The following is a 10,232-nucleotide window of genomic DNA, read 5'->3' as shown; positions in this document are numbered from 1 at the left end:
GGTACTTACGTGGTGCTGGCACTGCTCGTGGTTCTCCTTCGGGCCAGGATCATAAGCCTGGCTTCAGGGACTCCACGAAACGGGGTGCAGCTCAGCCCGAGCCTTGGCCTCGTCCAGGGCCGGGCGCTACGCCGAAGCGGAGGCTGAGGCGCGCGCGGTAGCCGCTGCACGGTCTCAGGCGAGCGATGATCCACTGGCCGCTGTGGCACTGAGTGTTGCCGTCGTGGCGGTGTCCCGCCAGGGCCGCGGCATTGAGGCCGCCGCCGAATACGATGCACTGCTGCCGGTCTTCGGAAGGATCTTCGGCGCTGAGCACCCGCAGACCCTGAAGCTGCGCTCCAACCGTGCCCAACATCTGGCAACCCTCGGCCGGCACACCGAATGTGAGGCGGAGTGCGCGGCCGTCATCCGGATCGCGACTCGCGGCCAAGGGCCGAACATGTCGTTGATCGCGACGGTCGCTCGCAGCGGCCTGGTCTACGCCCTGAACGGGCAGGGACGCCATGAGGAGGCGGAGGCACTCGCGCGCGAAGCGCTGGCCGCTCAGCTCTCACAGGACACGACTGTAGTCCTCCGGAGCAATCTGGCCCGCAGTCTCAGCGGACAGGGCCGCCATGAGGAAGCTTTCGCGGAGGCGGAACGCGCCGACGAGGTGCGCCGCGGGCTGCCCGAGGAGAGGCGCCGTACATCGACTGGCGCTGTGGAATTGTCCATGGCCACAGCCTTTCTCGGCCTGGGCCGCGTGGCCCAGGCCCGCACTCTGGCCGTGGCCGCGCACGATGCCTGCGTGGCTCTCTTCGGCCCGGACCACTATCGCACCGCCGAGGCCCTGACCTTCCTCGACAGCGTCGACGGCGCATGACCGAGCGCGGCACGTTTCCAGCGACGCGCAGCACCACTGACAACAGCCGGGCGAAAGACCCGCTATGCCCGCGATGGCGGCGAACCAACTGGTGTGGCCAACTGCGATGCACAGAGCGGCCAAGTAACCCGCCCAGTCACAGGAGGAACACCCAAGTGCACGACGATTCCCCGCCGACCCGCCTCGACATGCTGCGGTTCGCCCGCCACGTCGTCGAGCAGCAGACCACGCGGCAGCTGACCCTGATCGACCGGTGGATCGCCGACGAGGAACGGCTCGAGCGCGAGCGGCGGCAGGGTGAGGCGCGCCGGCCGCCGGAGCCGGAATGGCTGATCCAGTTCGGGCTCAATCGGCAGAAGCGTGGATGCCGTTCACACCGGCGGCTGCTGGGCGGCCACCAAGAGCGGGCGGTGCCGCCCGGCGACCCGGTAGCAGGCGCTCGACGCGCTGCGGCGTCAGGTACCGGCATGCGTCCACTGCCGGCGCGGACACCGCCCTGGGCATCCTGACTAGGGTCAGCGCGGTCAGGCGCTGCGCGGGCGGCGGCCCGTCGTCTTCTTGGCGGCCGTCTTCTTCGCCGCGGTCTTCTTGGCCGGCTGCTCCTTCGCGACCGCCTTCTTCTTCGGCTTCGGCAGTTCGTGCACCTGGGCCGGGCCCGCGCCCCCCGTACGGGAGGCCTTGGCCTTCTGCACCGACTCGTTCAGCGCGGCCATCAGATCCAGGACCTGGGCCGGCTGCTCCGGCTCGGGCGCTTCGGGGAGCGGCTTCTCCTCGCGTTTGGCCTCGATGATCTGAGCGATCGCATCGGTGTAGCGGTCGGTGAACGCCTCGCCCTCCAGCTCGGAGGGCATTGCGCTGCGGCAGGATCGACAGGAGCCCCTTCTCCGTCCGGGCCCAGAACAGGCCGCGGCCGGTGATGAAACGGCTGAAGGTGTCGTCAGGACGCAGATCGAGCGGTACGTACGTCTTGTAGCTCCACTGGTCGGTGCCTCCTTCGCCTACGTGCTTGAAGTGCTCACCGACGACGGGCAGCCCGAACTCGGGGTCGCAGAAGGTCCGGCGGCACACACAGCCCGAGCTGGAGATGGCCGACGGGCTGTTCTTGTCCTCCGTGACGCAGGGGTGGAACAGGGCCGGGATCTTCGACGGCTCCACCAGCGTGCAGTGCATCGCGTACGGCTCGCAGCACACCAGCCTGCTCAGCCACTCCTGAAAGTGGGGTGTCTGGGTCTGGGTCGCCTCAATGGACACCTCGGCATTCAGCGACGTCGAAGCGATACCGAGGCGCGCCTCGGTGTAGAGGACGAAGTTTCTCTGAACTCCTTCAGTGCCCAGCGCTGCTATTGCTGTGGGTGGGAGGGATTGGGGAGCTCAACGTAGGTGCGGGTGCCGTGGGCGTCGGTGATGTCAACAACGACGCTGGACCAATCCTCGGTGGGAATCTCGACGATGCCAGTGGAGTAGGTGCCGTCTTCGAGGATGTCCGGCGTCAGGTGGATGTCGGTGAGCGCTTCGACGAGTGCGATGTAGTCCTCAAGGCCGCAGCTACCGTTCTCGAAGTCGAACCCCACTTGGTGCATGAGATCGACGAGTCCGTCGGGGGTGCTGCCTTCTCGGTGAAGCGGGCCTTCGAATCGGGTGCGCAGCTCGCCGTCCTCCCACCAGGAGAACAGGGACATGGCGTTTGGGCTGTGGAAATGGGAGACACCTCGGGTCCCGAGGGTGGCGTGCTTCATGGCGTCAGTTTGTATCTCGATGCCGCCGTTGATCTCCAGGGCCAGGACCCAGTCGGCGTCTTCGCCATGGACGAGGGTGGCGCCGACGAACATGTTGTCACCCCAATCAACCTGATCATCCTGAAACTCGCGGTCTCGGGCGACGAAGGCACCGAAACCGCTGGCGTCTTCCTGCGACTCTGCGCCGATGCGGTCGAGGTACTCGCACGGCGAGAGCCCGCGAACCAACGTCAGGCTGTAGCCCTCGAGTAAAAAGCCGCCATGGAAGTCCCGGAGCCAGGAACGAGCGGACGATTCAGCGTTCATGGGCGGCCATACTGCCAGGCGCCAGCGGCAGAAGGCCGTTCGAGATCGGGGCGGACTGGCTTGCGACCTGATGGTCCACAGTCCGGCCGGCAACTTCTCGGAATGCCGGAATGCCGAGATGGACGGTGTTGGCTCGACGGGCCATTTCATCGAGTTGGGCGAGCTTGTGCTCCGCTCCTACGAGGCTGACCTGGAGTCCTTCAACTTCGCCGGTCCACCCCTCACGTTCAGCTTCGGTGATCCGGGCGAGCAGGTTGTCGCGGATCTGGAGGATGCGGGATCGCTGGGTAGACGACGGGCGAAGGAGGGGGCAGCGCAGGCAACTGTGCTCATGGATGCACGGAGTCAAATAGGATCTTCCGCACTCTCCGAGGGCCACTCGACGCCGCTCGAAGTGGCCAAGGAACTCGTCCCACTCCTCGTTGCTCGGGACGCGGTATTCCTCGCTCGGGCGGAGACTGCGCCGGCGGGCGATGAAAGCGCGGTGCCCGGTGATGACCTCCTCGGGGTAGACCGCCTTGTAGCCCATCGTTGTGTTGATGTCGCGGTGGCCGACGACCAGCTGGGCGATGTGTGGGGGCATGCCGTGCATCACGGGGCGAACTCCGGTATGCGCAGGCCACGGTGGCCACCGTGAAGCGATCAGCAGGCGGTCAGTGGTTCGCACGCCTCGCCACCGACGGGCTTCCCGCCGACGCCACAAACCTCGCCGACAGCCCGCAGGAAGCGGCGGACCGGGGAGCGATCCTGTTCTCCGCGCTCACCGGCACGCCGTACGGCGCACCACCCACCCCCGCTCTCGACGAGGACGTACGGACCCGGGCGGACCTGTTGCGCGGCGAACTGCGGGACGCGGCCCAGTGGCACCGCGGCGCACTCACCTACGCCGCGGCCCGGGTCCGGCCGATCCCGAACATGGTGCCGATCGCGGCACCGAGCCCCATCGGCTCGCGGCCACGCCGGACCACCTGGGTCGTGCGCGGCTTCGGCTGCGCCGTCGCGGCACGGCCGCCGCCGTTCTTTGCGCCGCCATCTTGGCAGCGCGCAGGGCAACGTGGGCCAGGTCGACGCCGCTGAGCTGCGGGTTCTCGGTCATCACGCCGCCCATCGGGCTGAGCAGAGCCCGGGCCGGTCGCTCGATGGCCGGCGGTCGGCGGCGTATCTGTTCTGGATGTGGGCCCGGCGGGGACGGTGCACTGGGTGCGGATCAGCGGGCGATCGAGATCGCGAAGGGCGCGAATCCGCTGGACCGAATCACGTGCGGTACGAACAGTATCGCGGCCTCTGTGGCGCGGGCGGTCTGGATCCCGCCGAGATCAGTGATCCACTCCTTGCGCCAGCCGAGGTTGATGAGCAGTTCACGGACGGTCTGCTTGGCCTGCGGGTCGTCGCCGGAGAGGAAGGCGTCGGGCGCCTGGGTGAGCGTGGCCGGTGCGGTCATCACCGGGAAGAGCATGGTGTTGAGTGCTTTGACGACGCGCGTTTCGGGGAGCGCGTCTTGGAGTTGCTCGGCGAGGCTCGAGCCGGGGTAGATCAGGTCGGCGGGCAGTCCGTCCGGTCCGTCGACGGTGGCGTTGGAGACGTCGACGAGGATCTTGTCGCGCAGTTCCTCGCGCAGAACTGCGAGCCGGTCCAGTGAGCCGGCTCCCGGGGTGGCGTTGATGACGATGCGGGCCGTCCGTGCAGCGTCGGCGGCGGCGCCCGGCGTGCGGTCCGCCACGGTCACCTCATGCCCTTCCCGGGTGAGGGCTGTGGCCAGGTTGCCGCCGACGCGGCCGTTTCCGAGAACTGCGATCGTGGTCATGCTGATCTGGTCCTTCCGTGCGTGCAGGTTGTGGTGTGTGGTCAGCGTGAGAGTGTGGCGACGGCCTCGGCGTGGACGCCGGGCGCGGCCGCCAGGAGGCTCTCGCTCTGCGGGGTCCAGGGGCGGCCCTCGGCGTCGGAGATCTGTCCGCCGGCCTCGGTGACGAGCAGCGCCCCGGGCAGCAGGTCCGCGCGGGCGCCGGCGAACTGCCAGAAGGCGTCGATCCGGCCGGCGGCCACGTTCAGCAGGTGCAGGGTCGCGGGCACGGCGGTGCGGACGACGAGCGCGTCGGAGAGCATCGCGGTGATCGAGGAGCCGACGCGCCGCACGACCTTCTCGTCCTCGTCCGGCCGGGCCTGGCTGGTGGCCACGATGCTCAGGCCGAGGTCCGCGGTCTGGGAGACGTGCAGCGGCCGGCCGTCGAGGTAGGCGCCCCCGCCGGTGAGCGCGGTGTAGGTCTCGCCGGTCAACGGCAGGTGGACCGCGGTGAGCACCGGCTGGTTCTCACGCACGAGGGTGGCGGTCACCGCCCACTCTGGCAGGGCGTGCAGGTGGTTGACGTTGCCTTCGGCCGGATCCACGACCCACCATTCGCCTGGCGGCAGCGCCCCGCCGTCCAGTTCGTCCTCCACCCAGCCGGCGTCCGGGCGTAGGCGCGTGAGGCGGGGGCGCAGGATGTCGAGGGCCGTGGCGTCGTTGGCGGCGAGCGCGCGCATCAGCTCTTCGCGGGTCTGGTAGCGGACCACATCGCCGAAGCGCTCGCGCAGCACCGAACCGGCCGCGCGCACGGCGATCGCGGTCTGGCCGAGCAGGTCGGCGTCGGAGGCGGCGACGTCAGTGGTCTGAAGCCCTTCGGACATGGTGAACTCCCTTTTGAGAAGGAGGTGATGGGGCCGTTCGGGCCGAACTGTGCGCTCTGGTCTCGAAGGTATACAGCCCCTTGATTAACTTCAAATGCATGTAAAGCACGACTAGGATTACTCACATGCAATTGGATTTGAACCTGCTGGCCGCGCTCGACGCGCTGCTGGAAGAGGGCAGTGTGGCCGGGGCGGCCGCACGTCTGCATGTCACCGCCCCCGCGATGAGCCGGAGCCTGGGCCGAATCCGGCGCACGACCGGGGATCAGATCCTGGTGCGCACCGGCCGCACGATGACCCCGACGCCGTACGCGATCGCCGTCCGGGAACAGGTGCACGAGCTGCTGCACCAGGTCCAAGGGGTGCTGGCACCGAGCGGTGAACTCGATCTGGCAACGTTGGAGCGCACCTTCACACTCCGCTGGCACGATTCCCTGGTCGCCTTGAGCGGCCCCACACTGCTCTCGGCCGTGCGTGAAGAGGCGCCGGGCGTGCGATTGCGCTTCATCGCGGAATCCAGCATCGACACCCCCGAGTTGCGGCGCGGCGAGGTCGACCTGGAGGCGAACGCCCACCGCCCGAGCGCACCGGACATCCGTGCCGAGAACGTGGGCGAGACCCGTCTCGTCATCGTCGTGAGGCAGGGGCACCCCCTCACTCGCGTCAGGACCGTCACCGCAAAGCAGTACGCCGCCGCTGAGCACGTCACCGTCTCGCGACGTGGAAACCTCAGCAACGCCCTCGACGACGCCCTCGCGCGGCTCGGCCTCAGCCGCCGCGTGGTGGCGACCGCGCCCACAGAAGCGGCCGCGCTGGAGTTCGCGCGCGGCTCCGATCTCCTGATCAGCGTCCCCGAAGCCACCACACGGTCAGCAGTCGCCGACCTCGGCCTGGTCGTGCTCCCCCTCCCGCTCGAACTGCCGTCGGCACCGATATACCTGTCATGGCATCAGCGCTACGACACCGACCACGCCCACGCCTGGCTGCGCGGGCTGGCGCGAACCGCGCTGGCCATGGGCAGAGCGTCGTCGTAGTCGACGCCGTCCGGCCGCTTCACCCCTTCAACGTCAGCAGCGGCTTGTCCGTGCGGATGCTGGCCGTGAGGGCGGCCAGACCGACGCCTGCGGCTCACGATCGCGGATCTGTGGGCTCTGGTGACCTCATTCAGCGGCCGCTCCCCGCGGCGGCGCCGGGGATCGTGGTTCCCCGGGCTGGGCCGGCCCGAGGCTGTCACCAGCCACAAACGAGCGGCAGGGCTTCGTGACCACGGTCTTCTTGCGCTGACCGGGACGGTCTTGGTCTTGTCGAGGTGGCCGTACACCGTTGGCCCCCGCCACGCCGGACATGTCGGCGATCTGCTGGCGGTCCTCTCTCGCTCGTCGTAGAGCCGTTGGGCGAACGCGGCCTGGTCGTCGGTGAGGCGTCGCCGGCGCCCGACGCCCCGGCCGCGGGCCCGTGCGGAGGCGAGTCTTTCGTTGGTGTTCACCACGATCAGCTCGCGCTGGAGCTCCGCCAGTACGGACAGCATCCCGAACATTGCCCGGCCCTCCATGATTGCGGTGTCGATGCCCTGCTCGATGCTGCGAGCTGCGCCCGTACCGCCTCCTACAGCGAGAGAGGTTCACCCCGAGCTGCCTGAGGCGGTGCGGCGCAACGAGGCTGTGTTCGCGGACCGGGAGCCGCTGCAGGGGCCGAGTGGAGCCGATTGAGGTCGTCAGCCACGGGGCAGGAAGAGGCGGGAAAGGACGGCGGTGGCGAGGAGGAGGGCAGCGACGGTGAGGAGGCCGATGCGCATGCCCGGGAGGGAGAAGCCCCCGCCGGTGCTGGAGAGCAGGCTGCCGAAGAGGGCGACGGCAAGCGCACCGCCGGTCTGGCGGAACGAGTTGAGTAGCCCCGACGCTGTCCCCGCACGCTCTCCCGGGACGGCGTCCATCAGCAGCGCGGTCAGCGCGGGCACCACGAGCGCCCCGCCGACGCTCAGCGGGAGCAGCAGGACCAGCACCAGCCACACCGGGGTGTGTGCGGCCATCGGCAGCATGGCCAGCATCGCACCGGTGAAGATCAGCTGGCCGGCGACGATCACCGGCCGTCGCCCGATCCGTTCCGCCAGGCGCGGCGAGACCAGGTTGGTGGCCGTCACTACAGCCGACATCGGGACGAACATCAGCCCGGCCGCGATCCCCGACATTCCACGCAGCTGCTGGTAGTACAGCCCGAGGAGGAAGATCCCGCCGTAGAAGGCCGCGTTGACGGCGAAACCGACCGCCAGCGGGACGGCCACTCGGCGGTCCATCAGCAGGCCCAGCGGGACCATGGGCTGGCGGTGTCGGGCCTCCACCAAGCGGAAGGTGCACCCGGAGGCGACGGCGAGCGCGGCGGCGGCCAGTACGGGGCCGCTGGTCCAGCCCAGGTGGCCGCCCTCGATCACTGCGAAGGCCAGCCCGGCCAGGGCCAATATGGCGGTCAGTTGACCGCCGCCGTCCACCGCGGCGGGCCGGCGCGCGGCGCGCGGTACCCGGACCAGTAGGCCCAGGATCACCGCGCCTACGGGGAGGTTGAGCAGGAAGACCGCCCGCCAGCCGGCCGAGTCGGTGAGCAGCCCGCCCAGCACCGGACCCGCGGCCATCGCCACCGAACCACCGACTGTCCACAGCGCGATGGCGCGGGCACGCGCCCGGGCGTCCTCGTAGGCCTGCCGGATCAGCGCCAGTGAGGCCGGCATCACGACCGCGGCGGCGCCGCCCTGCGCTACGCGCGCGCCGACCAGCACGCCGATGCCCGGCGCCAGTGCGCAGCCGAGGGAGGCAAGGGTGAACAGAGCCACGCCCCAGGCGTAGGCACGGCGGGCGCCCGCACGGTCGGCGAGGGCGCCGGCGGAGATCATCAGGGCCGCGAACATCAGGGTGTACGCGTCCACCACCCACTGCAGTCCGGTCATCCCGCCACTGAGGGACTTCCCTATCGCGGGCAGGGCGATGTTGACGGCCGAGACGTCGATGGTGATCACCGTGAAACCGAGCAGCGAGGCGACCAGCGCGACGCCGCCGCGACGCGGCTCGGTAGGGGCGTCGGCGGCCGGCGCGGCTGGTCGGGACCGGTACGGCTGTCGTCGCCAGAGCATGGGCGCCGACGACTGCTGACCGTGCCCGTGGGCGGCCGCGGTGGACGCGGACGGGGAAAGGACAGGGGTGGACCACATGATGAACTCCAGGTACAGCGAGCGCAATTGACTGAAAATCGGAGGGAGTCAGCGGGCGGCCCCAGCCCGCCGGGGCCGCGGTCCTGTGCCTCGCACCCCCTGGGCCCCAACGGCCAGGCCGCCCGCTGCAGGAACAACTCTCCGCCCCCACGCGGCCGCCTGGCAGACCGGGCTGTTCCCGGGGTGCCGCGTTCCAGGACCTGACAGGGCCCCCCACGTTCCCGGTCCACCTGCCACAATGGGCCGAATGGCAGCAGCAGACGCACGGGGCACCGAGCTCGGCAGATATCTGAAGGCCCGCAGGGCGCAGGTCCGCCCGGAGGACGTCGGCCTCCCGGCCGGCGCGGGACTGCGCCGTACTCCCGGACTGCGCAGGGAGGAGCTGGCCGCGCTGGCCGGAGTGAGCGTCGACTACTACATCCGCCTGGAGCGCGGCCGGGAGAGCAACCCCTCCCCCGCCGTCGTGGACGGCCTCGGCCGTGCCCTGCGACTGCGCGGCGACGCTTACGAACGCCTGCACGAGCTCGTGGAGTTGGCCTCCGGCCGGATCGGTGAGCTGCCCGCCTCCTCCGATCACACCGTCCGCGACTCGGTGCTGCGGATGCTGGAGTCGGTACGTCCGCTCCCCGCCTACGTGGTGAGCCGCTACAACCGCATACTGGCCGCGAATCCGCCCGGTCGGCGACTGCTGCCCGGGCTCTGGGACTGGCCGCAGGACCAGCGCAACCTGACCCGTTATCTCTTCCTCCACCCGGTCGGCCGGACGCTCTACCAGCCGTGGGAGGAGACGGTCGCGCTCTCGGTGGCGCACCTGCGGGCGGTCGCCGGAGCCGACCCGGACGACCCCGAGCTGACCGCGCTCGTCGGTGAACTGGTCCTGAAGTCCCCGGAGTTCGCGCGCCTCTGGGAGCGGTACGACGTCTGTGAACGCGGCGGAGGGCAGAAGTCCTTCCGACATCCGAAGGTCGGACCGATGACCCTGACCTACGAGGTGATGCAACTCGCTCGGACGGGCGGCCAGCGGATGGTGGTCTATCAGGCAGCCCCCGGCACCCCGGACGAGACGGCCATGCTCCGCCTGGACTCCGCCGATGCTCAAGCGGAGTCGGCGCCCTCGGGCCACCCGGAGCCGACCGCTGAGCCACGCACCGCCAGCATGTTAAGCCAGCTTGTCCTCGGCGCCAGCAGGGCTGATCTCCAGGCCTCGACCTCGCCGAGCCAGCCCTCGCGCTGTGCTTCGGCGACCTGATCGAGCAGGTTGTCGCGAATCTCGATCAGCCGGGTGACCGTCGACTGCAAGGAAGCGGCCTCCCCGAACGCATCGCCCGCGACGGACTGGACGTACGGCTGGTCACCGAGGAGATCAGGGCTTGAGCTGCACCCCGTTTCGTGGAGTCCCTGAAGCCAGGCTTATGATCCTGGCCCGAAGGAGAACCACGAGCAGTGCCAGCACCACGTAAGTACC

At 69.5% G+C, this 10,232-nt stretch carries 13 protein-coding genes; 6 read left to right on the top strand and 7 right to left on the bottom strand.

Annotated features, from left to right (window positions below):
- The first annotated feature begins 202 nt into the window (after nucleotides 1–202).
- Together ACZ5NH_RS44560 and ACZ5NH_RS44555 are read left to right on the top strand one after the other, a co-directional pair.
- Entirely contained in the window at nucleotides 203–862 is a 660-nt protein-coding gene (locus tag ACZ5NH_RS44560) for a tetratricopeptide repeat protein (protein ID WP_468784094.1), read from the top strand.
- Between the two features lie 155 nt (nucleotides 863–1,017).
- Nucleotides 1,018–1,371, top strand: a complete 354-nt coding sequence (locus ACZ5NH_RS44555) for a DUF6233 domain-containing protein (RefSeq protein ID WP_468784092.1) — start codon at nucleotides 1,018–1,020, stop codon at nucleotides 1,369–1,371.
- A 15-nt stretch (nucleotides 1,372–1,386) separates the two neighbouring features.
- Here ACZ5NH_RS44555 and ACZ5NH_RS44550 read toward each other — a convergent pair whose 3' ends face one another.
- Entirely contained in the window at nucleotides 1,387–1,713 is a 327-nt protein-coding gene (locus ACZ5NH_RS44550; protein ID WP_468784090.1) for a hypothetical protein, read from the bottom strand.
- 155 nt (nucleotides 1,714–1,868) lie between these two features.
- On the opposite strand from ACZ5NH_RS44550, the gene ACZ5NH_RS44545 reads away from it, so the two are divergent.
- Nucleotides 1,869–2,075 carry a hypothetical protein gene (locus ACZ5NH_RS44545; protein WP_468784088.1) on the top strand — a complete coding sequence of 69 codons (207 nt, stop codon included), beginning with the start codon at nucleotides 1,869–1,871 and terminating at the stop codon, nucleotides 2,073–2,075.
- Between the two features lie 127 nt (nucleotides 2,076–2,202).
- On the opposite strand, the gene ACZ5NH_RS44540 is transcribed toward ACZ5NH_RS44545, so the two are convergent.
- Both ACZ5NH_RS44540 and ACZ5NH_RS44535 read right to left on the bottom strand, forming a co-directional pair.
- Complete coding sequence (locus ACZ5NH_RS44540) at nucleotides 2,203–2,904, bottom strand: DUF6461 domain-containing protein (RefSeq protein ID WP_468784086.1); 702 nt, start codon at nucleotides 2,902–2,904, stop codon at nucleotides 2,203–2,205.
- Nucleotides 2,894–3,496, bottom strand: coding sequence for an integrase (locus tag ACZ5NH_RS44535; protein ID WP_468784100.1), 603 nt, complete (start codon nucleotides 3,494–3,496; stop codon nucleotides 2,894–2,896). The genes ACZ5NH_RS44540 and ACZ5NH_RS44535 overlap by 11 nt, the downstream gene beginning before the upstream one ends.
- Nucleotides 3,497–3,537: 41 nt before the next feature.
- Here ACZ5NH_RS44535 and ACZ5NH_RS44530 point away from each other — a divergent pair, with 41 nt between their 5' ends.
- Entirely contained in the window at nucleotides 3,538–3,981 is a 444-nt protein-coding gene (locus ACZ5NH_RS44530) for a hypothetical protein (RefSeq protein WP_468784084.1), read from the top strand.
- Between the two features lie 130 nt (nucleotides 3,982–4,111).
- On the opposite strand, the gene ACZ5NH_RS44525 is transcribed toward ACZ5NH_RS44530, so the two are convergent.
- Nucleotides 4,112–4,708, bottom strand: a complete 597-nt coding sequence (locus tag ACZ5NH_RS44525; protein WP_451005850.1) for an NADPH-dependent F420 reductase — start codon at nucleotides 4,706–4,708, stop codon at nucleotides 4,112–4,114.
- 41 nt (nucleotides 4,709–4,749) lie between these two features.
- Nucleotides 4,750–5,568, bottom strand: a complete 819-nt coding sequence (locus tag ACZ5NH_RS44520) for an inositol monophosphatase family protein (RefSeq protein WP_468784082.1) — start codon at nucleotides 5,566–5,568, stop codon at nucleotides 4,750–4,752.
- 125 nt (nucleotides 5,569–5,693) lie between these two features.
- Here ACZ5NH_RS44520 and ACZ5NH_RS44515 point away from each other — a divergent pair, with 125 nt between their 5' ends.
- Entirely contained in the window at nucleotides 5,694–6,602 is a 909-nt protein-coding gene (locus ACZ5NH_RS44515) for a LysR family transcriptional regulator (RefSeq protein ID WP_468784080.1), read from the top strand.
- Here ACZ5NH_RS44515 and ACZ5NH_RS44510 read toward each other — a convergent pair.
- Together ACZ5NH_RS44510 and ACZ5NH_RS44505 are read right to left on the bottom strand one after the other, a co-directional pair.
- The gene (locus tag ACZ5NH_RS44510; RefSeq protein ID WP_468784098.1) at nucleotides 6,524–7,096 is read right to left on the bottom strand and encodes a hypothetical protein; all 573 of its coding nucleotides are present in this window, start codon (nucleotides 7,094–7,096) and stop codon (nucleotides 6,524–6,526) included. The genes ACZ5NH_RS44515 and ACZ5NH_RS44510 overlap by 79 nt on opposite strands.
- A 186-nt stretch (nucleotides 7,097–7,282) precedes the next feature.
- On the bottom strand, nucleotides 7,283–8,689 hold the full coding sequence (locus ACZ5NH_RS44505; protein ID WP_468784096.1) for an MFS transporter: 1,407 nt from the start codon (nucleotides 8,687–8,689) through the stop codon (nucleotides 7,283–7,285).
- A gap of 325 nt (nucleotides 8,690–9,014) precedes the next feature.
- On the opposite strand from ACZ5NH_RS44505, the gene ACZ5NH_RS44500 reads away from it, so the two are divergent.
- The gene (locus ACZ5NH_RS44500; protein ID WP_468784078.1) at nucleotides 9,015–10,016 is read left to right on the top strand and encodes a helix-turn-helix domain-containing protein; all 1,002 of its coding nucleotides are present in this window, start codon (nucleotides 9,015–9,017) and stop codon (nucleotides 10,014–10,016) included.
- Nucleotides 10,017–10,232: the final 216 nt, after the last annotated feature.

The sequence above is a fragment of the Streptomyces sp. NPDC031426 genome (genome assembly GCF_055581585.1).
This window is presented reverse-complemented; position numbering and strand designations above follow the sequence as displayed.